The organism is Acinetobacter sp. ANC 3929, from assembly GCF_000369405.1.
GTDB lineage: Bacteria > Pseudomonadota > Gammaproteobacteria > Pseudomonadales > Moraxellaceae > Acinetobacter.
Genome location: NZ_KB850000.1, coordinates 693,406 through 718,766, shown reverse-complemented (window position 1 = coordinate 718,766; position 25,361 = coordinate 693,406). Strand labels below are relative to the sequence as shown.

Annotated in this window: 23 protein-coding genes and 1 pseudogene; 12 read left to right on the top strand and 12 right to left on the bottom strand. The window is 38.9% G+C overall.

The annotated features are described in order from the left end of the window. Nucleotide 1: 1 nt before the first annotated feature. The 4 genes from F909_RS05030 to F909_RS05045 form a co-directional block, all read right to left on the bottom strand. Nucleotides 2–427, bottom strand: a complete 426-nt coding sequence (locus tag F909_RS05030) for an SgcJ/EcaC family oxidoreductase (protein WP_005152916.1) — start codon at nucleotides 425–427, stop codon at nucleotides 2–4. A 130-nt stretch (nucleotides 428–557) separates the two neighbouring features. Further along, nucleotides 558–1,469: an alpha/beta hydrolase gene (locus F909_RS05035; RefSeq protein ID WP_005152915.1), complete on the bottom strand. Its 912-nt coding sequence runs from the start codon at nucleotides 1,467–1,469 to the stop codon at nucleotides 558–560. Next, nucleotides 1,466–2,347: an alpha/beta fold hydrolase gene (locus tag F909_RS05040; protein WP_005152913.1), complete on the bottom strand. Its 882-nt coding sequence runs from the start codon at nucleotides 2,345–2,347 to the stop codon at nucleotides 1,466–1,468. The genes F909_RS05035 and F909_RS05040 overlap by 4 nt, the downstream gene beginning before the upstream one ends. A gap of 20 nt (nucleotides 2,348–2,367) precedes the next feature. Continuing rightward, nucleotides 2,368–3,420 (bottom strand): sugar phosphate isomerase/epimerase family protein, encoded by a 1,053-nt coding sequence (locus F909_RS05045; RefSeq protein ID WP_032878203.1) that lies wholly within the window; start codon nucleotides 3,418–3,420, stop codon nucleotides 2,368–2,370. 178 nt (nucleotides 3,421–3,598) lie between these two features. Between F909_RS05045 and F909_RS05050 the strand changes: the two genes are divergently transcribed. Further along, nucleotides 3,599–4,198 (top strand): TetR/AcrR family transcriptional regulator, encoded by a 600-nt coding sequence (locus F909_RS05050; protein WP_005152910.1) that lies wholly within the window; start codon nucleotides 3,599–3,601, stop codon nucleotides 4,196–4,198. Nucleotides 4,199–4,220: 22 nt separating this feature from the next. On the opposite strand, the gene F909_RS05055 is transcribed toward F909_RS05050, so the two are convergent. Next, on the bottom strand, nucleotides 4,221–4,919 hold the full coding sequence (locus F909_RS05055; RefSeq protein WP_032878201.1) for a DUF1826 domain-containing protein: 699 nt from the start codon (nucleotides 4,917–4,919) through the stop codon (nucleotides 4,221–4,223). A gap of 291 nt (nucleotides 4,920–5,210) precedes the next feature. Here F909_RS05055 and ppk1 point away from each other — a divergent pair, with 291 nt between their 5' ends. Beyond that, nucleotides 5,211–7,289 (top strand): polyphosphate kinase 1, encoded by a 2,079-nt coding sequence (gene ppk1 / locus F909_RS05060; protein WP_005152907.1) that lies wholly within the window; start codon nucleotides 5,211–5,213, stop codon nucleotides 7,287–7,289. A gap of 286 nt (nucleotides 7,290–7,575) precedes the next feature. Here the strand turns inward: ppk1 and F909_RS05065 are convergent, their stop codons facing one another. From F909_RS05065 to F909_RS05080, 4 genes are read right to left on the bottom strand one after another with little or no spacing between them, the layout of a single operon-like run. Next, nucleotides 7,576–9,081, bottom strand: a complete 1,506-nt coding sequence (locus F909_RS05065; protein ID WP_005152906.1) for a flavin-containing monooxygenase — start codon at nucleotides 9,079–9,081, stop codon at nucleotides 7,576–7,578. Nucleotides 9,082–9,141: 60 nt separating this feature from the next. Next, on the bottom strand, nucleotides 9,142–10,038 hold the full coding sequence (locus F909_RS05070) for an alpha/beta fold hydrolase (RefSeq protein WP_005152905.1): 897 nt from the start codon (nucleotides 10,036–10,038) through the stop codon (nucleotides 9,142–9,144). Nucleotides 10,039–10,046: 8 nt separating this feature from the next. Further along, nucleotides 10,047–10,994, bottom strand: coding sequence for a metal-dependent hydrolase (locus tag F909_RS05075; protein WP_005152904.1), 948 nt, complete (start codon nucleotides 10,992–10,994; stop codon nucleotides 10,047–10,049). A gap of 19 nt (nucleotides 10,995–11,013) precedes the next feature. Continuing rightward, nucleotides 11,014–12,054, bottom strand: coding sequence for an NAD-dependent epimerase/dehydratase family protein (locus F909_RS05080; protein ID WP_005152903.1), 1,041 nt, complete (start codon nucleotides 12,052–12,054; stop codon nucleotides 11,014–11,016). Nucleotides 12,055–12,221: 167 nt separating this feature from the next. Here F909_RS05080 and F909_RS05085 point away from each other — a divergent pair, with 167 nt between their 5' ends. Continuing rightward, nucleotides 12,222–13,250, top strand: a complete 1,029-nt coding sequence (locus tag F909_RS05085) for an AraC family transcriptional regulator (protein ID WP_032878200.1) — start codon at nucleotides 12,222–12,224, stop codon at nucleotides 13,248–13,250. Nucleotides 13,251–13,886: 636 nt separating this feature from the next. On the opposite strand, the gene F909_RS05090 is transcribed toward F909_RS05085, so the two are convergent. Beyond that, nucleotides 13,887–14,123: a VF530 family protein gene (locus tag F909_RS05090; RefSeq protein ID WP_003651786.1), complete on the bottom strand. Its 237-nt coding sequence runs from the start codon at nucleotides 14,121–14,123 to the stop codon at nucleotides 13,887–13,889. A gap of 411 nt (nucleotides 14,124–14,534) precedes the next feature. Here F909_RS05090 and F909_RS05095 point away from each other — a divergent pair, with 411 nt between their 5' ends. The 6 genes from F909_RS05095 to F909_RS05120 are packed head-to-tail and all read left to right on the top strand — an operon-like array spanning nucleotide 14,535 to nucleotide 20,328. Next, entirely contained in the window at nucleotides 14,535–15,170 is a 636-nt protein-coding gene (locus F909_RS05095; RefSeq protein ID WP_005152889.1) for a CDP-alcohol phosphatidyltransferase family protein, read from the top strand. 10 nt (nucleotides 15,171–15,180) lie between these two features. After that, complete coding sequence (locus tag F909_RS05100; RefSeq protein WP_005152887.1) at nucleotides 15,181–16,929, top strand: bifunctional alpha/beta hydrolase/class I SAM-dependent methyltransferase; 1,749 nt, start codon at nucleotides 15,181–15,183, stop codon at nucleotides 16,927–16,929. A gap of 13 nt (nucleotides 16,930–16,942) precedes the next feature. After that, on the top strand, nucleotides 16,943–18,310 hold the full coding sequence (locus tag F909_RS05105) for a phosphatase PAP2/dual specificity phosphatase family protein (RefSeq protein WP_005152886.1): 1,368 nt from the start codon (nucleotides 16,943–16,945) through the stop codon (nucleotides 18,308–18,310). Then, nucleotides 18,307–18,729, top strand: coding sequence for a hypothetical protein (locus tag F909_RS05110; RefSeq protein ID WP_005152884.1), 423 nt, complete (start codon nucleotides 18,307–18,309; stop codon nucleotides 18,727–18,729). Before F909_RS05105 ends, F909_RS05110 begins: the two co-directional genes overlap by 4 nt. 7 nt (nucleotides 18,730–18,736) lie before the next feature. Beyond that, nucleotides 18,737–19,387 carry a lysophospholipid acyltransferase family protein gene (locus F909_RS05115; RefSeq protein WP_005152882.1) on the top strand — a complete coding sequence of 217 codons (651 nt, stop codon included), beginning with the start codon at nucleotides 18,737–18,739 and terminating at the stop codon, nucleotides 19,385–19,387. Next, nucleotides 19,384–20,328 carry a phosphatidate cytidylyltransferase gene (locus F909_RS05120; RefSeq protein ID WP_005152881.1) on the top strand — a complete coding sequence of 315 codons (945 nt, stop codon included), beginning with the start codon at nucleotides 19,384–19,386 and terminating at the stop codon, nucleotides 20,326–20,328. Before F909_RS05115 ends, F909_RS05120 begins: the two co-directional genes overlap by 4 nt. A 3-nt stretch (nucleotides 20,329–20,331) precedes the next feature. On the opposite strand, the gene F909_RS05125 is transcribed toward F909_RS05120, so the two are convergent. Beyond that, a complete protein-coding gene (locus F909_RS05125) occupies nucleotides 20,332–21,357 on the bottom strand; it encodes an AraC family transcriptional regulator (protein ID WP_005152880.1) in 1,026 nt (341 codons plus the stop codon). Between the two features lie 129 nt (nucleotides 21,358–21,486). Between F909_RS05125 and F909_RS05130 the strand changes: the two genes are divergently transcribed. After that, nucleotides 21,487–22,188 carry an NAD(P)H-dependent oxidoreductase gene (locus F909_RS05130; RefSeq protein WP_005152879.1) on the top strand — a complete coding sequence of 234 codons (702 nt, stop codon included), beginning with the start codon at nucleotides 21,487–21,489 and terminating at the stop codon, nucleotides 22,186–22,188. 142 nt (nucleotides 22,189–22,330) lie between these two features. Here F909_RS05130 and F909_RS21690 read toward each other — a convergent pair. Continuing rightward, nucleotides 22,331–22,612 (bottom strand): annotated as a pseudogene (locus tag F909_RS21690) (RNA polymerase subunit sigma); the annotation flags it as partial. A 224-nt stretch (nucleotides 22,613–22,836) separates the two neighbouring features. Here F909_RS21690 and F909_RS0120340 point away from each other — a divergent pair. Both F909_RS0120340 and F909_RS05135 read left to right on the top strand, forming a co-directional pair. Further along, a complete protein-coding gene (locus F909_RS0120340) occupies nucleotides 22,837–23,061 on the top strand; it encodes a hypothetical protein (protein ID WP_032878082.1) in 225 nt (74 codons plus the stop codon). 31 nt (nucleotides 23,062–23,092) lie between these two features. Beyond that, complete coding sequence (locus tag F909_RS05135; RefSeq protein WP_005152878.1) at nucleotides 23,093–25,321, top strand: phosphocholine-specific phospholipase C; 2,229 nt, start codon at nucleotides 23,093–23,095, stop codon at nucleotides 25,319–25,321. Nucleotides 25,322–25,361 lie beyond the last annotated feature (40 nt).

Genomic DNA, 25,361 nt, shown 5'->3' with positions numbered 1-25,361 from the left:
GTTAGGTGTCTCTTAATATGACTTGTCCAGTTCGTGGATTAGTAAGTGTTACATTCTCTAAAGCACGGATCAACCATGAGTCATTCTGCTTTGTCAGCACAGCCTGAATTAAGGTATCAACTTGATGTGGGCCTGCTGGGTGCGCAAGACCTGCAGTTAGTCTGCTCCAGAAGTGAATAATAACAACATCTTTCGTGACTGGGTTAAGCTCTATTATTTCATTCTGAAGTGTCGAATCACGATAAATGGTTTCATGAATAGGAAGATGTAAGGCAACAATTTCTTTTATGCCTTTTACATAATGTCCAAAACGATTTACAAAGCTTGCATCCTCACTAAATAGCGATGCAAAGGCAATCATGTCATGTTCATTCCAAGCCATTTGGAATAAAGCCGGAATTTGCTCTGGGGCCGTTGCTTTAGTCATTGTCATCAAACCTATCTGAGTTATTTTAAATATCCAACAACACAACCTAGATATAGCATTTATGCTGTTGGATAGCGTAGTTAAAACTCAGATAATACTAAATATAATATTCTTAATTGACCAATATCCTTTAGTGAGCTGCTTTATCGTATATTTCTCTCGCAGCGGATGTGATCGCTAACATATGAATAGCACCATGTATCATACCTTCTAACAAATACAGTTTCACGTTAACGCCAGCGGCTCGCAATTGCTCTGCATATTTTTCACCATCATGGCGAATGGGATCATATTCACATACAAAAATGGTGGCATCGGGTAGATCTTGTACTGAATGTGCGAGTAAAGGGCTAACAAGTTCATTTACTTTGTCTGACTCAGCATTAAGATACTGATCCCAACAATATGCCATGGTTGAAGAAGTTAGACCAAATCCTTGTGCATATGTTTCATAAGCAGAACTTTTCATGGTGGCATCTAAAGCAGGATAAAAAAGTAGTTGATGGCTAATTTTAATGTCAGGATGTTGTTTTGCGAGCAAGCACGTTGCCGCAGCTATATTCGCGCCGGCACTGTCTCCGCCCACGGCTATACGATTTTGATCTAGACCGAATGTAGATGCATTTTTTTGAATATAAGACAGTGCACTAAAAAAATCCGTTAAAGGAATAGGAAATTTAACCTCTGGGGCAAGGCGATAATCAACTGAAAATATCACTTGTAGCGTTGCTTCAGCCAGTAATCGACAAACACGATCCCAAGCATCCAAGCTCCCTAGACACCATCCACCGCCATGAGCGAATACCATCGCTGGACGTTGTTGTATGTGCTCTAATGCATAGGGAATATAAACACGAACCTCAATTTCTGCGTGATCTTCAGTCAGCACGGAAAAGCGATGTTGATAAGATGAATCTTGTTCAATACCTTGTTGTTGGATAATTGATTGATTGACTTGTACTCTAAGTTCATCCAAAGTGTTTGCAGCGGGTAGCATAGACTGAGACTTGAGCCAATTTTCGATTTCAATTCGTAAAGTCATTTGGCGTTGTCCTGCTGTAAAAAGTTAAGAATTAATGAACAAAATATTTCTGACTGTTCTTCCATAATAAAATGTCCGCAATCGTTGACAATTGCACTAGATAACTGAGTACTCACTTTTTTCATGGTTTCATAAGGTGCATCGTTTGTTGCATGCTCTGCGCCAATCGCCAATACGGGCATTGTTAACGCTTTCATTTGCCTTATTTTATTCTGACGAATAGTTTCAGGGATGCTGCGATAGTAATTAAAACCTGCTGTTAAGCGACCTGAAATTTTATAAGCTTCTATATACGTTTCAGCAGCAACCTTATCTCGATGCCATGACCATTTATCAAAAATATAATTGAGATAAGTTTCTTCACGCCCCATCACTAAAGCTTCAGGCAAATCGCTAATCTGATTAAACATAAAATGCCAAAGAAAAATATTTTCTTCAGGTGAAACAAAAATTGGGGGCGGTGGAGCTAAGCCTGGGATAACAGCTTCGGTTACCGCAAGACAGGTGACTGATTCAGGAAAATCAGCAGCCAGGGCATAACCAACCCACATGCCAATATCATGCCCAATAACGGCATAGGTATGATGTCCAAGTTCAGACATCAGGTTAGATAGAATTGCTGCAATACGTCCAGTATCATAGTAACCATCAAGTGGAGCTGAATATCCCGTTCCAGGCGGATCAACCGCAATCGCTTGATAACCATGCTGAGCCAATTCAGCCATGACATATCGCCATGCATACCATGTTTGAGGCCATCCCGGAATCAGTAAAACGATGGGCCCATTTCCTGCGGAAACGTAATGTAATTTTTTACCTTCAATATTGATGTAGTGGTGATTAAATTGATTTGATAATTTTTCAGTGTGTGTGGTCATGATTATTTCTCAATGATGCCTTAAATGCCCAATAATTGATTAATTTGTGATTGATTTACTGGAGCAGCTGCAAAATCATCAAATATTTTATCGGTCACATGAATAATATTTTGTTTAATAAATTCAGCACCTTCACGTGCACCATCATCTTTATTTTTTAGACAACATTCCCATTCCAAAGTCGCCCAACCTTGATAGTCGTTATGAGCTAGTTTTGAAAAAATCGATTTGAAATCAACTTGTCCATCTCCTGTGGAACGGAAGCGACCTGCTCGATCTCCCCAACTTTGATAGCCACCGTACATACCTTGACGGCCTGTAGGCGTGAACTCAGCATCTTTTACATGGAACATGCGGATGAAATCCTTGTAGATATCTAAATATTCTAAATAATTCAATTGCTGAAGGATGAAATGGCTAGGATCAAACAAGATCTGACATCGTGGGTGATAATTAGTACGTTCTAAAAACATTTCAAAGCTTATGCCGTCATGCAGATCTTCAGCAGGATGAATTTCATAGCAAAGGTTGACATCGTATTCATCACACGCATTTAAAATAGGCGTCCAACGGCGAGCAAGCTCATCAAAAGCTGTTTCGATTAACCCAGCAGGACGTTGAGGAAAGGGGAATATATAAGGCCATGCTAAAGAACCAGAGAATGTTCCCATATCATGTAGACCCAAACGCGCAGAAGCTTGAATTGAGGCAAGCATCTGTTGTTCAGCCCATCGAGTTCTTTCTGTTGGCTTCCCATGTAAATGCAGGGGTGCAAAACCATCACATAATGCATCATAAGCTGGATGAACAGCCATTAACTGGCCAAAAACATGAGTGGTTAATTCACTAATTTGCAAACCGTTTTGATCCAAAACGCCTGTAATCTCATCACAATAATTCTGACTTTCAGCGGCTAAATTGACATCAAATAATCGTTTATCCCAAGCTGGAAGTTGAACAGCCTTAAAACCATTATCCGCAACCCATGCGGCAATACTTTCTAAATCATTGAATGGGAAAACATTATCACTGAACTGCGCGAGATGAATACTTGGGCCTTTAATTGTTTGCATCATTGAAACTCATTAGTTGTCGATCGACAAACAATAGACTTTATATTATTTAAAAACAACTCGTTTTTTCAAATAAATGTCGGAAACTGGCTTAGATACAACAAATCATATTGATTTATTTGCGAAAAATATTTTTCCGATTAATAATAAAAAACACTGAATTTGAAAAAGAAACACTATGGCGGGTAGACCAAGAGAGTTTGATAGAGAAAAAGCGTTGGTCAAAGCACGAGATTTTTTCTGGCAGCATGGCTATGAAGGAACATCCATGTCAGATTTAGTTGAGGTTTTGGGTATTGCTTCAGCACGTATTTATAAAGCATTTGGTTCAAAAGAAGCGCTTTTCAGAGAGGCCGTCAAACATTATGAAGAAAATGAAGGTGGCTTTGCGGTAAAAGCATTGCAGCAACATAACATCAAAGAAGTAATGACCCAATTATTTCAAGAAGCGATCAAGTTATACACTCAAACAGATCACGCTTATGGTTGCATGGTAGTTTCTTCGGCAAGTGTATTAAGTGAAGAAAATCAAGATCTTCTCATATGGATGAAACAGCAGCGTATTGAGCGCGTTGAAGGTCTGATTCAACGTTTTGAGCAAGCTAAGCGAGATGGTCAATTGCAGAAGGATGCCGATCCTAAGCAATTAGGACAATATTATGGGCTGGTTTTACATGGCTTGTCTGTACAGGCAAGAGATGGCTATTCAGAACAAATATTATTATCAAACATCAACTTGGCTCTTAATAATCTAGATCAATATCTTGTAAAACCTTAGAAACATGAGGGCAGATAGAGCTTTAGCAAATTAATAGTAGTCTACACTCGCCGTCCTTTTCAGTAGGCGCCCGATGCACACATGGCAAGACTTGTTGAGTTGGATGATCAACTGCTAAACGCCAAAGATGTCCTGAACCTAAATTTACAGGTTTCGCATCTGTTTTAGGCTGATAATGTAGATCAAAAAAATGGTCTGCCAAGAAAGTTTCGAAGTCAGCCATTGGACCGTCATACAATTTCTTCAAATTTTTTCTAATTTCTGGAATCAAAATCTTTTGTTCAACTTGGTCGTGAGCCAAAATATCGCTTGCTGGACCGTAATACGTACATAAAAAAGTATCTGTTTCGATAGGTGATCGATCCACATGATATGAATATACATCGGTTGAAATGAAATCGAGCTCTTCGTCACGCTCATAACTTTTAAGTAAATTAAGGCACGGCGATGCACCTAAATCAGTGAGTAACTGTATATCTCCTAAGATAATTTCCCTTGCCAGATGACCTTTTTCTGAAAGTGGTAATGCCAAAAGATCCTCAACAGAAACTTCGGTAATATTCTCTTTTAATTCAAGTTTAGCCACAATTTCATTAAAATCACCCACCAAACTTCTATGCCAGCAAAGTGCATTCATATCACCATGAAAATGGGTATTTACCAATTCAGAGAAGGTAGAAACTACACCAACTTGAGCATGTTCAGAATATGGATTGGTCATATAAAAATTAAAAAATAAACTTGGCTTAATTATACAAGTAACTTTATAGAAATGTTGTTCGCCCATCAATTATATCGATTTAAATAGACTTTATTAATTAAACTTATACTATTGATTAATATTACTATATTAGAAAATTCTACAAATCTAAAGTCTTTCAGGTTATTTAATAGAAAAATATGATTTTCATGAATTTGCAATGTACTAGGCACAAAATAAACGATGAAAAATTTCACGCCTAACTTATCAGGTATTGGCAAAAATCACTTGTTATATCATTTAGAGTAATCAATGAATTCTAGGCATGCACTCACAAATGGTCAGGAACACTGTTTGGAAACTTATATAAATCGAGAGTTATCTTTATTAGAGTTTCATAAACGCGTGCTTGCGCAAGCAAAAGATGATGAACATCCATTGCTTGAAAGACTTAACTTTTTAATTATTTTTTCTCGTAATCTGGATGAGTTTTTTGAAATCCGTGTTGCAAGCCTAATACAACAAATGAATTTGTCGACTCAGATGGTAGGGCCCGAAGGAACAGCTCTCACGGACGTATTACAACAAATTTCTAAAGTCGTTCATGAAGCAGTAGAACAACAATATAAAATATTAAACCATTCCATTCTCCCTCAATTGCAAGGTCATGGAGTTCATTACATCCAATATGCTGACATTTTAGAAAAGCATAAGGCATGGATTAAAGATTATTTTTTCGATGAAGTACAACCTGTTGTAACTCCGATTAGTTTAGATCCTGCACATCCATTTCCTCGATTGGTCAATAAAAGCCTAAACTTTATAGTCACCTTAGAAGGAAAAGATGCATTTGGACGAGAAATTGATTTAGCCATCGTACCAGCACCGAGATCATTGCCACGATTAGTCAAATTGCCACATCAGATTTCAGGTAATTCAGAACATTACATTTTACTTTCAGCAATTATTCAGGAACATATAGCAGATTTGTTCCCGGGCATGAAAGCAACGGGATGCTATCAATTTCGTGTTACACGTAATGCCGATTTAACAGTATCAGAAGATGTTGAAGACTTGGCGATTGCGCTAAAAGGAGAGTTATCAGCAAGACGTTTTGGGCGTGCTGTTCGCTTAGAAGTCAATAAAAATTGCCCAGAGCATATTGCAGACTATTTGTTGGAACAATTTGAGCTAGAAAAAGAACATCTATATTTTGTTGATGGTCCTGTCAATTTAGCTCGTTTCATTTCCAATTTTGATTTACCGGCATTACGCTTTCAACCCTACCAACAAAAAATTCCAAAAGCACTCTATACCCAAAAACCAATTTTTGATGTGCTACAAGCAGGAGATGTATTGTTACATCATCCATTTGATAGCTTTGCTCCTGTGATCAAACTCCTCAGAGATGCTGCTTATGATCCCAATGTACTTGCGATTAAACAAACGCTCTATCGGAGTGGCGCAGACTCAGAGATTGTCAAAATTCTTGCAGAAGCCGCTAGAAACGGCAAAGAAGTAACAGCGGTTATTGAATTAAGAGCTCGTTTTGATGAGGAATCGAATATTGAAGTAGCCAATGTACTTCAAGAGGCGGGTGCTGTTGTTGTATATGGAATTGTTGGCTATAAAACCCATGCCAAAATGATTCTGGTGGTGCGCAGAGAACAAGATAGAATCAAACGCTACGTGCATTTAGGGACTGGAAACTACCACGCGACCAATGCAAAAATTTATACAGATTATGGTTTATTAACCAGTGATAATGACATTTGTGAGGATGTACATAAAGTTTTTCAGGAGTTAACCGGTATGGGGAAGATGGCAAAATTAAAAAAACTTTTCCATGCACCTTTCACCTTACATTCGCAACTTATTGAATTGATACAACAAGAAATTGAAAATAGTAGAGCAGGTAAAAAAGCGCAGATTATGATTAAGGTAAATGCGTTGACTGAACCTCAACTGATTAATGCACTTTATAAAGCATCGCAGGCAGGTGTTCAGATCGATTTGATTATCCGTTCAATTTGTTGTTTAAGACCACAAGTCAAAGGGCTTTCAGAAAATATTAGAGTCCGTTCAATTGTGGGACGCTATTTAGAACATACGCGTGTTTATTATTTTTATAACGATGGTGAGATTAAACTGTATTGCGCCAGTGCAGACTGGATGGGACGGAATCTGTTCTCACGTATCGAATGTTGTTTCCCGATTGAAGATAAGAGGCTAAAAAAACTCATTATTGAAGATGGCCTGAAGAATTATTTGAAAGATAATCGCAGAGCATGGGAGCTTCAAGCAGATGGGACATGGCTACAATGCCAACCGGAACAAGATCAAACCATCCATATTGCACAAAGATATTTAATGGATCGAGAGATCGGGTGACATTGAATTGTCATGAACAGCGATTAAGCTAATTTTAGAAGAACAAGAAAGAGCTCATAGCAACATAAAAATCATAATTTTATCTCTTACCACCCAACATACCTTACATTTTCCAACCCACTTCGGTGGGTTTTTATTGCAAAAGAAGAAGTGATGTACCTGAGCACCTGTAGAAGCACATAGATTTGATCGTGTTGTTCTAATTGTATTATTTGCCTAAGTATATTTCTTGATCACAATCAAGAATAAAAAAGTCTAGCCATCAGGCTAGACTTGGATGCTAGGCTTAAGCCAAGACTTTGATAACTTTTGTTTCAGTCTCATAGTCTTTTAGATTCACATGATGCAGCTTGTACTTAATCACAAAGCCAAACTCTGGCCAGATGATATGGTTACGTCCTGCATCGTCCAGATAGTAGCTTTTACAAATATCAGCTCTGACGGGCATCTTCACCAAACGTTTATCGATGCTTGCATTAAATTGTTTTTGTACTGCTTCTTTCACTTCAATGCGGTCAAGATGTCGCTCTTCCATGAGCTTGACTGCTTTTGAAATATAGATGGATTGCTGTTCTGCCGTCCACATGACTGAGCCAACAGTATTCTGAGAATTTGGTCCTAACATCATGAACATATTTGGGAAACCATGAATAGACATCCCCATGTAAGCACGTGGTTGGCGTTTCCATGTCTCGCTTAAGCTACGACCATCGGTACCTTTGATAATACTGTAAATGGCAGGTTCAGCCACTGCATAGCCAGTACCAAAAATAATGGTATCGACTGTAATTTCTTTACCATCTTCACCCACTACACCATTTTCAGTGATATGGGATAAACCTTGGAAGAGCACAGATACATTGGGTTTAACCAGTGCGTCATACCAGTTGTTCGAGAACATCGGACGCTTACAACCCAAGGTATGCGTAGGCGTAACTGCCTTACGCATTTCAGGGTCTTTGATGCTCAGGTTAATATTAAGTTGACCGAGTGCCTGTAGTTTTTCCATGATCTTTACATTCATGAAGATAGGTAAGGATGGCTCAAGACTCCACAATGCACTTTCACGAATGGCTTTTTCGAGTAGGGGAGCTTTTTTGAAAATCGTTTTTACAACCTTTGGAACAGCAAAATCAGGCTTCGGAAGTACCCAAGATGGTGTGCGTTGGAAACTGTATAAATGACCCACTTTAGGTTGAATTGCAGGTAAAAATTGAATTGCCGATGCGCCACTGCCGATCACGGCAACACGTTTTCCCGTAAGATCATATTCATGGTTCCATTTGCCTGAATGGAACATGTTGCCTTTGAATTGATCCTGTCCCGGAAAACTTGGCATTTTAGCTTCGCCAATGAAACCTGTTGCAGGAACAAAAATTTTTGCACTGAACTGGTTGCCATCACGTGTGTTGATCATCCAGCGATTAAGTTCTTTATTCCAATGGGCTTCGGTAACTTCTGTATTGAGCTGAATTTGATTCACGATATTAAACTTATGGGCAACATCATCTAGATATTGGCGAATTTCTGCCTGAGGGGCATAGGTACGTGACCAGTTTGGATTAGGTGCAAAACCTAAAGAGTACATTTCACTTGGGACATCACAGAACAGGCCAGGGTAATCATTCAGTGCCCAAGTACCCCCTATACGGTTTGCCATGTCCAAAATCACGACATTTTTAATGCCTTGTTCCTTTAACTTAATGCAAGTACTCAGTCCAGAAGGACCTGCACCAATAATCAATACATCAACCAATTGAGTTGGCTTGGATGGTTTAACTGCCTTATTCATAGAAAAATCCTAGAACGAAATAGGGATAACTGACTTAAACAAAATGATTTAAGTCAGTGCTTAAACTGTCGTTTTTTGAAAATGTTCAAGTAGCAGTTCGGCAACAAGTTGGGGTTGCTCTGCTTGTAAGAAATGCCCACAGTTGGGTAAATAAATGCTACGAAGGCCTTGGCGAAAATGGCTAGATTGTGCCAAAGCATGGTGCAACTGAATATTCATGCAACCATCATCCAACCCAGCTAAAGCCAGTATTGGAACCTTGATTTGACTGAGCAAATGTTGATTGGCTTTAAAGTTTATTGAGTGGTGAATTGCAAATAGGTTGCGATAATAGCGTGTGGCAGCCCAAGCAATTTGGGACTGGCTAAATGCCTGACGTGTGGGGGCAAAATCAGCTTCAGTAAAAGACCAAGTTGGTGACCATTTTTTCCAAATTTTTTCGACAAAGTCAGCCTGATACTGGGATAAGATTTTTTTGGCAAATTTCGATTGCATCAGCAACATATAAGAAGACATATACAGTTGCTTCGGAAAATATTTTAAGTTGGTCAAAATATTTTTCAGGGCTGGAATTGGAGGAACTGCCAGTAAACTCAGGCTATATACAGATGTTGAATATTGGCAGGCATAGGTTATGGAAATGGCTGCCCCCCAATCATGTCCTGCCAGATGAAACTTCTGAATGCCTAGCTTTTCTAACCATGCTTGCAAATCAGCAGTCGCTGATGCCAAGCCATAATGGGCTTCGGCATGGACTGAGTCCAGTGTATAGCCACGCAGCCACGGGACCAGAACTTGATAACCTGCATTCACAAGAATGGGATAAACCTTGTCCCAGCAATGCGGTGTATCTGGAAAACCATGTAATAGCACCACCAAAGGTTGTTGAGAATCGCCATATACATTGGCATGCAAGGTGAGCCCATCGCGTTTAAGGGTGAGTTGATCAACTTTCATGGCAAGACTCAGCTATTTATTTTGGCAGAAAGTGCTTTGACATAGGCTTGAGCAACTTGTTGTGCGGCTGGGGAAGTAGCGATATAAGCCATTGCTTTTTCGACATCTCCATCATGTTCCGGATGATAGTTAAATTTACTCCAGCCTTTTAAAGCAGTCATGATCATGAATAGGTCAGGTAGGCTTTTTTTCTTCTTGGCCGTTTGCTGAAAAGTCCAGATTAATGACAATGGATTCTTTTTAGCAATTTTTTTTGCTTCAGGTGTACCGTCTAATTTGCATAAATAAACAGATGCCCCTAACCAAAAGCCAATCATGGCAGCGAATGCAAACACCATGCTGAATTGACGACCTAAATAGCCTTTTACACCATCACCCGCTAAGGCACGATAGGCATCGTAGCCGACAGTACGATGTTCAACTTCCTCTGCGCCGTGCCAGCGGACGATATCTAGCATCGCTGGGTCTGCATGTTCAAGCCCTTCAGCATCTAAAGCCCAAGTTCCAAAGAAACAGAAATAATGTTCTAGCCCAGCAATGATCCCCATACGGAACGCTAACCATTGTTTGGAATAGCGTTTGAATGGTCCATAAATCCCAAAAGGGGTGTCACCCATAAAACCGTCTTTAAACATCCAGTCTAAAAAATTTTGGAATGGTGTCGGGTCAATGCTATGAGTCTGGAAATAAATTTCTGCGCCTTTATGTGCATTGGCATGTGCAGCTTCCTGAGCAATAAACCCGCGGATATCAGCTTTTAGGTTCTTGTCATGGACATAAGGCAAGGTTTTATTGGCAAGACGGCAAAACCAATGTTCAACAGCGGGTAACAATACATGCATGCTGTTGAGTACATGGGTAGCCAATACATCGTTAGGAACCCAGTGACGTGGTGTTTGGGAAAAATCAAAATGAACCTTTCGGGCAATAATTTGATGATCGATGAACTTGCTCATGTTGTTACTCCTGTAGGTTTTACAGAGAAATATTCTCAATCTTCTTGATCAAGTTACGGGAATGTATGTAGCCATTTGCTGCAAACCATTGCAGGGAATCACGAACTGCAATTTCAACAGGTGTTTGTGGTAAACCGAGTTCTTGTACAGCTTTTACACAATTAAATGAGGTTCCTAATTGTCCAATTTTTGCTGCTGACGGGGTAACAAGTGGCGCTTTATGCGTAATATGCTCGGTCACCCATAAAGCAGCATGTCCAGCCAATTGAGATGAAACACCTTCAATTAGGCTTGGAATGGTCATGACAGGTCGCCAAATATCTAATAAATGATGGACAGTTTTAGCCATAGCTACACCATCTAGATCCCTGTTACCAATAATATAGGTTTCACCTGTTTTACCTCTCTGGGCTGCCAGTACATGGCCTTTAGCCACATCTCGAACGTCAATCATATTATTAATCGCAGCTGGAACAGCGAGGGCTGGCATCTGGGCGATAGTCAGTAATAATTTACCAGTTGGGGTAGGGGCAATATCTTGAGGACCAATTGGACCTGTCGGGCAGACAATCACGACATCCAAACCACTTGCTGCAAACTGCAAGGCAACTTGGTGGGCTTCAAATTTGGTCAATACATAAGCATCACCCGTTGCACCTAAAGCAAAAGGACTATTTTCTGTAGCCTGTATGCCTTTAGGTTGTCCAGCAAAACATGCGCCAGTACTGGTATAAACTACACGTTTTACCCCTGCTTTTTTTGCAGCATTGAGGACTGTACGGGTTCCTTCAACATTTACTTTGCGCATTAGTTCAGGTTTAGGCAGCCACAATGCATAGATCGCTGCGGTATGAAATACTACGTCACAGTCTGCAACGGCACGATCCATTTTGGCTGGATCTGTAATATCACCTGCAATCAGTTCAACATCTAGACCATTCAGGTTCGTAAGCTTTTCCTGTGGTAAATGTAAAACACGAACTTCATAATTTTCATTCAAGAGCATGCGTACAATGTGTGAACCAATAAAACCAGCACCACCAGTAACAAGAGCTTTCATATTTCACCAACCTTTATAAATTTTTATCCATATAAGGGAGATGGATAAAAATGAGACAATCTGATTGTTGCTACTATGCCGAATCAAACATATGTGTCATAGTTCTTGAAATGACAGTTTTGACCATTTTGCGACATTCTATATAAGATATTGCTGAGATCATGCTTGTGAATCCGTCTTTACCAGGAACCTATGTCAGTTTGATGGCTGATGTTGTACAGCGCTTAAATATCTCTCCAGAACAACTACTGGAGGGAAGTGGTATCCGTGTTGAGCAGTTATCCGAACCTTTTTGGTATTTAGATTTTGATATTTTTAATAATTTGCTTAATCGTGCTGTAGAACTGACCAATGAGCCCGCATTAGGCGTATATTTGGGACTACAAATGACGGTTTCCTGTCATGGTTCCGTTGGGTTAGCTGTCATGGTTTCACAAAATTTAGGTGAAGCATTAAATGTGATGGAGCAGTTTATTGGTTTACGTTGCCCAGCGTTAAAACCACGTCTTGAAACAAACAATGGTATTGCTTCTTTGTCTTTAGATCAGCCAATGTTGAATTTTAAGATGGGGATCGTCGGTATGACTTTTCTGATGGTGGGGTTTGCTCAGATGTCTAAGGCGATTACTGGAAAAAATGACCTAAAAATCAAGGCTGAACTGAACTACTTTGAACCATCATTTTTACCGCAAGTACAAGAGTTATTGCCTTGTGAGATAAATTTTAATAAAGAAAATAATCGTTTAATTTTTTCAGAAGAATATTTAGAGTTGCCTCTGATCATGGCTGATCCATTGGCAGCCCGTTTGGCGCGTGAGCAGTGCAAATATGATTTGAATAAATTAGCGGCAAAACGCGGGGAAAAAAATCCATTGACGGCTTTGGTGCGTGAGTTGCTTTTTGATGAAGTCGAGGGCTTTTTCAAAATGAAAGATGTGGCAGACAACCTGCATTTGACAGAGAGAACGCTGCAACGTCAATTGGCAAAAGAGGGAACAACCTTTCAGATGTTAATGGATGAAGTACGTGAACGTTTTTCAAAAAAATTATTAAATAATCATGAATATAGTATTTCATATATTTCAGAAAAATTAGGTTATTCTGATGTCACACATTTTACTCGTGCTTTTAAACGTTGGACAAAGCTAACACCTAAGCAATATCGTAACTTAAGGGAAAGTAAGAATATTGACTAGATACTGTACTTTTAAAGGAATAATCGATCTGACTTTCAATTGTTCTAAGTGGTGTGGCAATCCACCACGAATTAAAATGCTGAGGCTACGATTTCTGTTTGGCTTTTTGGCGTAAAACATACAAATATAAGTTTTCTACTTTTTTATCAAGAGGAAATCATGTCTATTTTAAATTTTGGTATTTTTTTTATATTTTCATTTATAGTTGGATATTTTGTACATAAGACAAATTGGAAGTTAAGGTATCTAACACCGCTCTGTTTTTTTGTTATTTTTTTTCTATCGTTGCTTATTTTATCAATTCTTTTTCCTAAAGACTGGATGAATTCAACTTTTTTTTCAGTAGAAGGACCTAATCAGTTAGCAAGATATGCACTCATAATGTCATGTATTTTTAGCTCATCAACTACTTTAGTTATAATTGTAATTGTTTGGGCTATCCGTAATAAAGTTTTTTAGTTTATTTTTACAATGTCAAGTTTCATTAACCTGTTTAGTGAAGCTTTGGGACGGTTGACGGTATTTGATCATATTCAGGATGAGTTCAAACTTAGAAAAAACAATCAAATTAGAACAATTCAATGCTCGCTGGTGATTGATGAAAATACACTATACATATAAAAATCAAAGCAATAGCTACGATTTCTGTTTGGCTTTTTGGCGTAAGACATACAAATATAAGCTTTCTACTTTTTCACGTGCCCATGGTGTGGTACGTAAGAATCGCAATGATGATTTAACACTTGGATCTATACAAAAACATCTAATTTCAATTTTACGACTTAAGCCTTCAAAGCCACCGTAATAATCCAATAACTCATCCAAAATATCAGCAAGTTTTTTGCCGTGTAGAGGGTCATTGGAGGCATTCATAATAGATCAACTATATTTTTGGAGGCCTTTATTATAACCTGAATTAGTTAGAAAATGAGAGAATTGGAATTTAAACGTAATTAACATATAAAAGCACAGCTTATATTCCAATATTGTGTAAAGCATAGGAAACAAGCATGGATAAGACGAATCTAGTCATACTTTATAATTTTAATAGAACCGATATAAGTTATTGAATAGAGGTCAGAGAATGGCAAAAGATGAAGTTATTGTTAGGTGTATCTTATTTAACATAATATACATTATGCGAAATATATTGAAATAAATAACCTAGGTATCTAAAACAACTTTTGCAACTACAGATTTTGCCGAATCCTTACGTATGTTGACATGCATTGGAAAGTTACACACAATGCTAGTGACTATATAAATATGTTTATACCAATAACAATGCCTTCGATTTATCAATTAAAACCTGCATTTCAAAATTTACTTCGTCCATTGGTAAAATGGCTTTATTCGAAAAAGATTACTGCAAACCAAGTTACGCTCTTAGCAATGTTTATCTCTGTTGGATTAGCTTTTACTTTGTACAAACTAAACGTTTACCAGCAATCATTCATTCTGTTCTTATTATTTCCTGTATGGATGCTTGTTCGTATGGCATTCAATGCAATTGATGGCATGCTCGCACGTGAATTCAATCAGCAATCAAAACTTGGCGCATATTTAAATGAAATCTGTGATGTCATCTCCGATTCAGCGCTTTATCTGTGTTTTTTAGGCTTAGCTTTCATCAATCCATTTCTATTAGGTTTAGTTGTATTTCTAGCGATTCTGAGTGAATACGCTGGCGTTATGGCTCCATTAATTGGTCATGAACGCCGTTATGATGGTCCTATGGGTAAAAGTGACCGTGCATTTTGGTTTAGTTTAATTGCAATATGTACAAGCTTTAGTCCATATTTAATTAAAAATAATTATTTAGATTCATTAACTTATATATGCAACGGACTTCTAGCCATCATTGCTATTTTGCTGATTTTGACAATTTACAACCGTATTAAAAATAGTATTCAACTTTAAGGAAGATTAAATGCAAAGCATACAAAAACATATATTTACGACCCATGATGATACCAAGTTGGCTTACCAACACTGGCCAGCATCGGCTCCACAAGATGTAAAAAAAGCAATTATTTTATTCCATCGTGGACATGAACACTCTGGACGTATGGCGCATTTGGTCAATGAGCTCAACCTACCAGAATTTGATATTTTTGCATGGGATGCACGCGGACATGGAGATTCACCAGGTTTACGTGGCGATGCACCAAGTTTCTCTGCATGTGTGAAAGATATTCAATATTTTGTTCAACACATTGAAGCGAGTTACAATATTGTATCCACCAATATCGCTGTCATTGGTCAAAGCGTTGGAGCAGTTTTAGCAGCTACATGGGTACATGATTATGCACCAAAAATTAGAGCCTTATGTTTAGCTTCACCCGCATTTGATATCAAACTGTATGTACCCTTTGCAAAAACAGGCTTAACCGTTTTAAGCAAACTCAAAGGTAATTTCTTTATTACCAGCTATGTAAAAGCCAATATGCTGACGCATGATGCTGAACGTGCAAAAACCTATGATACAGATCCTCAAATCGCCAAAGCCATTTCGGTCCGCATGCTTTTGGGTTTATATGCTGCATCTGAACGTATTGTAAATGATGCACAAAATATCTTTGTTCCCACACAAGTTCTATGTTCTGGATCAGACTTTGTGGTATTCCGCAAACCACAACAACAATTTTATGAAAAGCTTCCTCATCCTAGAAAAGAGTTTCATGTATTAGAAGGATTTTTTCACGACACTTTAGGTGAAAAAGATCGTCATATCGCTGTTGAAAAGATTCGTCGCTTCATTTTGCAAAGCTTTGCCGAAGATTATCAATCCCCAGATGTATTGAATGCCGATAAAATCGGTCCAAGCTGTGCAACGGCAGAACAGCTAAGTAGCGCACTTCCCGCTTCTTCAATCAAAAATTTATTCTGGAATTTAACTAAACGTAATTTAAAGCTCGGCAGTAAATTCTCTCATGGTTTAAAAATTGGTGAAGATACTGGTTATGATTCTGGGAGTACTTTAGATTTTGTTTATCGAAATCAAGGGGAAAGCAAAAATATTCTTGGTAATATTATCGATCAGCAATATTTAAACGCGATTGGTTGGCGTGGAATTCGTGTCCGTAAACAACATATTGAACAGTTATTGGCAAAATACGCAAAAGCACTGATCAAGCAGCGTAAAGACGTTCGAATTCTGGATATCGCTGCGGGTCATGGTCGCTATATTTTAGATGCGGTGAATGAGCTTCCGACACCGCCTAAATCTGTGCTTTTAAGAGATTATAGCCAACTCAATGTTGATTCTGGAACAGCATTGATTCAACAAAGAAATCTAGAAAATATTGCTCAGTTTGAATTAGGTGATGCATTTGATACCACATCACTGGCAAAGATTAAACCAAAACCTAACTTAGTCATTGTTTCTGGGCTTTATGAACTCTTTAGTGATAACGATTTATTAAGACAATCTCTCTCTGGTATTCATCAAGCTATGCTACAAGGCGGTTATCTGATTTATACGGGACAAATCTGGCATCCGCAGCAAGAGTTTATTGCACGTGCTTTAACTTCACATCGTCAGGGCGATGCGTGGGTAATGCGGTTACGCTCACAAGCAGAGATGGATGCATTGGTTGAACAAGCTGGCTTCAAAAAAGTTGATCAATGTATTGATGAATTTGGGATTTTCACAGTTTCTGTTGCTCAAAAAATTTAAATAAAGACGTCTTATGCAAAATAATATTTTAGACCGTCAAAATGGTACTTGGAAATGGGGACTACTCTGTCTGGTCTTTTTAGCCCCTTTTTTCTTTTTAACCTACGGATTTGCCAATCAATACGCCTCTGGCCTAAGTCATGTCCCAAGTATCGTTTTTTCTTGGGAACATCATATCCCATTGTGGGCATGGACTATTGTGCCCTATTGGTCAATTGATCTTTTTTACGGATTGTCTTTATTGTTATGTTGGAATAAATTTGAATTAAAACAACATTCACTTAGGCTATTTTCGGCTCAGTTGATCTCCATCAGTTGTTTTTTGATTTTTCCTTTAAAATTCAGTTTTGAACGCGCTGAATTACATGGTTTCTTTGGGATATGGTTTGATGTACTCATGGGTTTTGATAAGCCCTTTAATCAAGCGCCATCATTGCATATCGTTTTATTGGTGATTTTGTGGGATTTTTACCGTCGACATATTAAACCGAACTACCGTTGGTTGGTCCATGTTTGGTCTTTTCTAATTGGAGTGTCCGTCTTAACCACGTGGCAACATCACTTTATCGATATTCCTTTGGGGCTATTGGTTGGTGCACTATGTTTATGGCTATTTCCACTTACAGTTAAAGCACCTTATCAAAAGGATGGTTTGCAACGAATTACGGGCAAACATTTAAAATTAGCGTGTTTTTATTTGATTGGGGCCTTGCTTTGTATGACGCCTGCATTTTTACTCAAAGGTGCATGGTTATGGATGTTATATCCCTCGATCAGTCTATTCTTAGTCGCTTTAGCATACTTTTTTGTTAGACCACATTTTTTCCAAAAGCAAGAAGATGGTCAGATGACTGTCGCTGCATGGCTATTGTTTGCACCTTATTCTCTAGTTGCATGGATCAATAGCCGTATTTGGACCTATCAACATCCTGAAGACTCGTTGATTCTGCAACTCAACGGCGTTGATCTGTATCTAGGCCGTATCCCAACAACTAAACATAGTAAGCAATATCATGCTGTATTTGATTGCTGCGCTGAATTACCTGCAAATAATGATCATCATTATGAGAAGTATAGTACGCTTGATTTAATTCCGATCCAAAGCGCACAACTATTAGAAGCAGCAAAAAAGTTTGATCACTTTATCCAGCCTTTAATACAAGCAAATGAGCCACAAAAATTACTGATATTCTGTGCACTTGGTTATTCACGGAGTTGTAGCATCTTAATTGCGTGGTTATTACAGCAAGGCTATGTAAAAACCACTACGGAAGCGATTAGCCTGATTCAAAAGTCACGTCCTTGGATTGTTTTGAGTGAGACTCATATTATTGAAATTAATCGTTTTCAAGCTCTTCTTGTAAAGGAGGCACATCAATGAAAATGGATTTTGTAATCATTGGCCTGCTACTAAAACAAAGCAATAGTCTTTTAAAATCAGGCTATTTAGCATTTATCTTGTCGATTATCATCTTATCTTTATTTTCAAAAATGCAGATATTGATTCCTCTTTTCCTTGTTACTGGACTACTGGCGATTCACCATTATCTATTTATTCGGATTGAGTTTGATCGTGGTCTATTACAGCATATGGTTGATCAACCAGAAAAGATCGAAAATCTTACTCAACAATTGGATCAATCATTGTTAAATTTAAAATTGATTCCATCCAATAAAACAGATCGTGATTGGTCGGAACGCTTTAAGGGCTGTTTAAGGCTATTCAAAATACAGATGACCATTGTGTTAGTACAATATACTGTATTCATTGTACTTTTTTATAAGTTAGCACATAGATGAAGGTTGAATGAAAAAAAATATAATCACGCAATCCGTTGCCCGTTTTATTGCGTTCTTAACCCGTCGAGGTGCACGATTGATAACAGGTGCACGAAGCTTATGGGTTGGTTGTGAACCTGAACTTAAGCAGCGGATCTATTATGCCAACCATAATAGCCATATTGATTTCATTCTATTATGGTCTTCTTTACCCACTCACATCCGTCGAAAAACACGACCAATTGCCGCGTCCGATTATTGGCTTAAAGATGGATTTAGGCGTTTTCTGATTCAAGATACCTTTTCAGGTGTCACCATTCAGCGTAATCGCACAGACCAACAAGATCCATTACAGCCCGTTAAAGATGTTTTGGCAGAAGGCTATTCTATTATTTTCTTCCCAGAGGGGACACGTAATTTAAATGATGATGTAGAAATACTGCAATTTAAAAGTGGTCTTTATCATCTCAGCAAGCAGTTCCCTGAAGTTGAAGTTATCCCTGTTTGGATTTCTAATTTAAAACGAGTCATGCCTAAAGGCGCATTTATCCCCTTACCTCTGCTCTCGACGGTCATCTTTGGCAAACCTTTAGCACTTGATCAACTCACGGACAAAGATCAATTCTTGCACCATGCTCAGCAGCAATTATTGAAATTAAAAGAGGCCGAAACCCAATGAGTTTAGACAATTTACAACAAACTTATCTATTGTTTGGCATCTTTGCAGTCATTTTGATTATTGCCTCAAGTATTGGCTTTATACTCAAACAAAAAGCAGGTACAGCCCCTTCTCCTGTGATTGATAACCTGAATGCGCGTATCAATGCTTGGTGGATCATGCTGATCGTCTTGGCAGCAGCCATTCTATTGGGTAAAACTGCTTTTATTGTCTTGTTTGGCCTTATTTCATTTTTTGCATTACGTGAATTTATTAGCTTATTACCCACACGGCGCGGTGACTATCTTCCCTTACTGATTGCGTTCTACTTCGTTATTCCTTATCAATATTATTTGGTCTACACCAACTGGTACGGATTATTTTCGATTTTCATTCCACTCTATGTGTTTCTTCTGATCCCCATTGCCAGCTTAAAACTTGAAGATACGACACATTTTTTAGAACGTAGTGCCAAAATCCAATGGGGTTTGATGGTCAGTGTCTTTTGTATTTCACACGTTCCTGCCCTGCTCAATTTGGATTTACCCAAATTTACAGGGGAAAAAATTTGGTTGGCGATTTGGCTGATTATGGTGGTACAAGCATCTGATGTCCTTCAATATGTATGTGGCAAGCTGTTCGGAAAACATAAAGTTGCTCCTACACTTTCCCCATCAAAAACCGTAGAAGGGCTAATTGGTGGTATTGTGCTCGCAACTGCACTCGGTGTATTGATGTCATCATTGACCCCATTTAATTATTGGCAAGCCGCACTCATTGGTTTGATTATTTGTATTTTTGGTTTTTTTGGTGGTTTAGTTATGTCTGCCATCAAACGTGATCGTGGTGTGAAAGACTGGGGACAACTCATTCAAGGTCACGGCGGTATGTTAGATCGGATCGACTCCATCTGTTTTTCTGCACCGATTTTTTTCCATATCCTTCGATATTGGTGGAGCTGAACTCTAAGAACAAGATCGACCAATGCTGACTTCACGGAAAAATTTAGGCGTAACATTGGTCCACTTTTTAAATGCTCGAGAAAAATGGGAAATATCGGCATAGCCTAAACGCTCTGCAATTTGCTCAATCGAAACCTTGGGCTGTTTTAATAACTGCTCCGCCTGATTCCTGCGTACTTCAGCCACAAGACTCTGGAAAGACGTTTGTTTATTGCTTAACTGTCGCTGTAGGGTCCTCTCTGAGAGATGGAGCTTTTCAGCGACCTGTTTCAGTGATAAAAAGCCATCATCTTCATGATAAAGTAATGTTTTGACCTGGCCGTCCAGACTATCCTTCTGCCGCCTTTTTAATGTCAACTTAGTGGCATCTTGTTCACACTGTTGTTTGCTTAAGCGTGCCAGTAACGCATCAGCTGTCTTTAACGGCAGCCGTAGCAAAGTCTTATTGAAAGTTAAACAATCTTTTTCACACTCGAAACTGATATTTGAATAATTGAATTTTTGGGTGTTTTTATAAAAATCTGGTTTTTCTTGTTGAAACTTAAAGTGAATTCCAAGTTTATTTTGAGCCAAGTTTTCTAAAATTTGTGAAAAGCCTAAAATCAAAAACATCATTCCGTGCTGATTCAACTTAAACTTGGGTGAAGGTTGATGAAAATACAAATAAGCCATTTCTGCGTGTATTTTCAGTTTCGGTTGAAACACTGAACAATGTAAGCCAATAAATTGCTCTAGAATTTTGATTGCATCCCCTAATGTTTCAGAGGCAGTCGCGGCAATCCCAACATGACCATAACAAGAGATTCGCATTTCCTCTGCAAGATAGAGGCTAATCGCAGTTTCATGTGTCAGTAATGCTGCTTTTTCCAATAAATGATTGAAAATATCGAAATCCACATACCAAAACGGCGCACTCAAAGTTTGTGCTGAAATCCCTGTTCCAGACAAAAGCTGTTCAGAAGACACATTCCATTTTTGTATAACCTCAACCAATAGATTGACGTAAGTACCTGGTAATTCTGGATTCATGTGGTCTCCATAAGACAGTGGAAATTTGGCGTAAAATGGTAAATATTGGCGGTTAATGAACTATGACAGCTTTCTTACTTTAAGCATAGTAGCTCTATCTAGAAAGTCAGATTTTAAACTGGTGAAATCATGCATATTTTGATCGTACATGCACATCCTGAAAAGCAGTCATTTACCGCAGCCCTCAAAGATACAGCGCAGCAGACCTTTGAACAGCAAGGTCATACTGTCGAGGTGTCTGATCTCTATGAAATGAACTTTAATTCTGTTGCTTCTAAAGATGATTTTGGCAACCTGAATCAACCTGATTATTTTAATTATGCGTTGGAACAGCGCCATGCATTTAAACAACACCAATTTGCACCAGATATCCAAGCGGAAATCGAAAAAATTCAACGTGCTGATCTAGTTATATTTAGCTTTCCTTTGTATTGGACCTCTGTACCAGCCATCTTAAAGGGTTGGATCGATCGTGTGTTTGTATCGGGTCTCTTTTACGGTGGTAAACGTTTCTACAATCATGGTGGAATGACTGGCAAAAAAGCGATGCTGTGTTTAACACTTGGCGGCCGTGAACATATGTTTGGTGAAGGTTCAGTGCATGGCCCAATTGAGCATTATCTATCATCACTTCAACGTGGCACATTGGCTTATGTGGGCTTTGAAGTATTGCCACCATTTATTGCTTACCACGTACCCTACATCAGCCAAGAAGACAGACAAAAGATCGTGATCGATTTTGAACAATACTTGCAGAACCTAGATAACTTACCGCCATTAGAATTTGTATTGTTAGAAAATTTCGATGACAGAATGAATCCACTCCGATAAATCGGAATAATGATCAGGCATTGATTTTAGTTTTAGTTGTCATCGTGATAAGGATCTATTTAAAGAACCTTATCACACTAATTTTAGAATTTTATCTCAACACCAGCTTTGATGATACGATCTAGAAAGTGATTCAAATGCAGATATTTTGCCTAGAACTAATCTTATTATGCTCAGGTCTACGACTAATTGCTTCCAAATAAGCCTTTACTATCGATTTGCGCTGACACCAATCGATTAATATTCCCTTTGCCACCGTAGTTAACAGTACACCAAGCTGATCAAAATACAATTGAACTTTACATTTCAAAATACTAATCGAATAAGGGGTATCGTGAGCTAAATCTGTAGCATCGTCACTGTGATTGAGGCGTCGTTTCACCCATTGATACAACCAAGAATGATGTTGAAGACAGAGACTCAAAAGATAAAAGAATTGTTCATAGAACCTTAACAAGAAATAAGAAAATGATCCTCTCTCTGTGTTATTCCTGATTCGCTATATCTATGATGGTTAATTGAATGTTTTAAAACTAATTTTTACAGTAATTGAAAGACAGCAATACAGCTTTTCTTCAAGCTGAACAAGACACTACCTTGCACATGTTCTTTTCCTCGCTTTACCACCCACTTTCATATGAAACGTCAATGAATCGTCATAAAGGTGACACCGCATTGTCACAAGGTCTGGCTAGTGTGTTGACATCTTTATTATGGATGAAGCAGATGTTGAATAAAACCAAACGATGGCTGGCATGTCTTTATGTTTTCCCCATTCTCTTCGCACTTACAGCGTGCAATGACTCCAATGACGATCAGGCAGCGGTAAAACCTGATGACACCAAGAAACCAGTCATGCGCTGTGCACCATAAACATAAGAACAACCAAGATAGGGAAAATATTGTGATTAATCGTCGTCAATTTTTAGCAAATACACTTAAAACAGGCTTTGGCGCAGCCGCGTTAACCACCTTTCCAGCCAGCATTCAAAAAGCCTTGGCGATTCCTGCTAACAATAAAACAGGGACGATTCAAGATGTTGAGCATGTTGTTATCTTGATGCAGGAAAACCGCTCCTTTGACCATTATTTTGGAACATTAAAAGGCGTTCGTGGTTTTGCCGATCGTTTCACCATTCCTTTGCAAAATGGCCGTACAGTTTGGCAGCAACAACGCAGTAATGGGGCGCTATTAACCCCTTTTCATTTAGATGGCTCAAGTAATAATGCCCAACGTGCACCCGGAACCAACCATACTTGGGTGGATAGCCAACAAGCATGGGACAATGGACGTATGTCGAACTGGCCAACCTATAAAACTGATTATGCCATGGGATATTTCAAGGAACAGGAAATTCCCTATCAATTTGCATTAGCCAATGCGTTTACAATTTGTGATGCTTATCACTGCTCAATGCATACTGGTACAGATGCAAACCGATCGTTTCATCTCACAGGAACCAATGGTGCGGTGCCGACCAGTACAGCATTTGTCAATAATGAATGGGACTGGATCGATGGCGATCCCAAAACAGTTGATGTCGGCTATACATGGAAAACCTATGCCGAACGCCTAGAAGTAGCTGGAGTCAATTGGATTTGTTATCAGAATATGCCTGATGAATGGGGCGATAACATGCTAGGTGCATTCCGCAGCTTTAGAAAAGCCAACATCGACTCTGGCTATCCTGTTTCAAGTGGCGGCGCACCCAATAGTCCTTATAATGCGGCCGCACAAAAGCTGCCTTATAAAGCTTATGATGCAGGCACAGATAATGCCAAAAATCCGCTTTATAAAGGCATTGCCAATACCTTACCAGGCAACAAACCTGAAGAGTTTTTAAATGCATTTAAAAATGATATCAAAACTGGAAAATTGCCACAGGTGTCTTGGATCAATGCACCTTCAATTTATTGTGAACATCCTGGCCCATCTAGCCCAGTACAAGGCTCTTGGTTTATTCAGGAAATACTCGATGCATTAACAGCCGTACCTGAAGTTTGGAGTAAAACCGTTTTCCTGATCAACTTTGATGAAAATGATGGTTATTTTGACCATGTTCCTTCTCCATCGGCACCGACATTGCAAGCTGATCATACTTATGCAGGTAAATCGACACTCAGCCAAGCAGATATGCAATATGAGTATTACATACATGAATCACCCCTCGGCAGCACCAGTCAGCCCCAAAAAGACAATCGTGTTTATGGTCCTGGTCCTCGCGTACCCTTATTTGTGATTTCACCGTGGAGTCGCGGTGGGATTGTGAATTCACAAGTCTTCGACCATACTTCTGTGTTGATGTTTTTAGAAAAACGTTTTGGCGTCAAAGAAAGCAATATCAGTCCTTATCGCCGTGCTGTATGTGGAGATCTCACTTCTGCATTCAACTTTAAAAGCCCCAATGAAGATGTGCTACCAACACTAAATGGTAAACAAACCCGTGAGCAAGCAGATCAATTGCGTAGTGCACAGCAGAACTTACCCCATGTGCCGATTCCAACCAATTTACAATTGCCGATTCAAACCAGCGGTATTCGTCGTTCAAAAGCATTGCCTTATGAATTACATACCAGTGCTCGCTGCCTAAATGATGGCACAGTCAAGCTCCTGTTTTCGAATACGGGCACACAAGGTGCAGTGTTTCATGTCTATGACAAATTAAACCTCAACCGAATTCCGCGTCGTTACATTGTCGAAGCAGGCAAAAGCTTAGATGATGTATGGAATGTACAAAAGGATAATCAAGGTTTATATGATCTTTGGGTCATGGGACCGAATGGCTTTCATCGTCATTTCAAAGGTGACCTCAACCGCAACCATGATTTACAGATTAACCCTGAGATTCGTGTTTGTTATGATATTGCCAATGGTAATGTTTATGTCGATCTGAACAATACTGGCACTAAAGATATTGAATTGGTGGTCACCCCTGTGGTTTATCGTACTGATGCTGCGCTGAAAGTGACCGTGAAAGCTGGACAAAGCTCAACTCAGCATTGGGAATTGCAAGATACTTGGCAATGGTATGATTTTGCTGTGACTTGCACTCAAGATGCAAAGTTTTATCGACGTTTTGCAGGCCGTGTAGAAACAGGTGAAGACTCTGTGAGTGACCCTGCAATGGTTTAATATTGAATTCATCTCATAAACCTCCTCAGTTGCAGATGCA

Excerpts from the sequence above, each read along its gene's own strand:
- F909_RS0120340 (WP_032878082.1), top strand. The coding sequence starts at position 22,837 with ATGAATCGTCATAAAGGTGACACCGCATTGTCACAAGGTCTGGCTAGT.
- F909_RS05075 (WP_005152904.1), bottom strand. The coding sequence starts at position 10,994 with ATGAGCAAGTTCATCGATCATCAAATTATTGCCCGAAAGGTTCATTTT.
- F909_RS05040 (WP_005152913.1), bottom strand. The coding sequence starts at position 2,347 with ATGACCACACACACTGAAAAATTATCAAATCAATTTAATCACCACTAC.
- F909_RS05105 (WP_005152886.1), top strand. The coding sequence starts at position 16,943 with ATGCAAAATAATATTTTAGACCGTCAAAATGGTACTTGGAAATGGGGA.
- F909_RS05120 (WP_005152881.1), top strand. The coding sequence starts at position 19,384 with ATGAGTTTAGACAATTTACAACAAACTTATCTATTGTTTGGCATCTTT.
- ppk1 (WP_005152907.1), top strand. The coding sequence starts at position 5,211 with ATGAATTCTAGGCATGCACTCACAAATGGTCAGGAACACTGTTTGGAA.
- F909_RS05080 (WP_005152903.1), bottom strand. The coding sequence starts at position 12,054 with ATGAAAGCTCTTGTTACTGGTGGTGCTGGTTTTATTGGTTCACACATT.
- F909_RS05030 (WP_005152916.1), bottom strand. The coding sequence starts at position 427 with ATGACTAAAGCAACGGCCCCAGAGCAAATTCCGGCTTTATTCCAAATG.
- F909_RS05125 (WP_005152880.1), bottom strand. The coding sequence starts at position 21,357 with ATGAATCCAGAATTACCAGGTACTTACGTCAATCTATTGGTTGAGGTT.
- F909_RS05130 (WP_005152879.1), top strand. The coding sequence starts at position 21,487 with ATGCATATTTTGATCGTACATGCACATCCTGAAAAGCAGTCATTTACC.
- F909_RS05110 (WP_005152884.1), top strand. The coding sequence starts at position 18,307 with ATGAAAATGGATTTTGTAATCATTGGCCTGCTACTAAAACAAAGCAAT.
- F909_RS05090 (WP_003651786.1), bottom strand. The coding sequence starts at position 14,123 with ATGAATGCCTCCAATGACCCTCTACACGGCAAAAAACTTGCTGATATT.
- F909_RS05070 (WP_005152905.1), bottom strand. The coding sequence starts at position 10,038 with ATGAAAGTTGATCAACTCACCCTTAAACGCGATGGGCTCACCTTGCAT.
- F909_RS05055 (WP_032878201.1), bottom strand. The coding sequence starts at position 4,919 with ATGACCAATCCATATTCTGAACATGCTCAAGTTGGTGTAGTTTCTACC.
- F909_RS05050 (WP_005152910.1), top strand. The coding sequence starts at position 3,599 with ATGGCGGGTAGACCAAGAGAGTTTGATAGAGAAAAAGCGTTGGTCAAA.
- F909_RS05045 (WP_032878203.1), bottom strand. The coding sequence starts at position 3,420 with ATGCAAACAATTAAAGGCCCAAGTATTCATCTCGCGCAGTTCAGTGAT.
- F909_RS05100 (WP_005152887.1), top strand. The coding sequence starts at position 15,181 with ATGCAAAGCATACAAAAACATATATTTACGACCCATGATGATACCAAG.
- F909_RS05115 (WP_005152882.1), top strand. The coding sequence starts at position 18,737 with ATGAAAAAAAATATAATCACGCAATCCGTTGCCCGTTTTATTGCGTTC.
- F909_RS05065 (WP_005152906.1), bottom strand. The coding sequence starts at position 9,081 with ATGAATAAGGCAGTTAAACCATCCAAGCCAACTCAATTGGTTGATGTA.
- F909_RS05035 (WP_005152915.1), bottom strand. The coding sequence starts at position 1,469 with ATGACTTTACGAATTGAAATCGAAAATTGGCTCAAGTCTCAGTCTATG.
- F909_RS05095 (WP_005152889.1), top strand. The coding sequence starts at position 14,535 with ATGCCTTCGATTTATCAATTAAAACCTGCATTTCAAAATTTACTTCGT.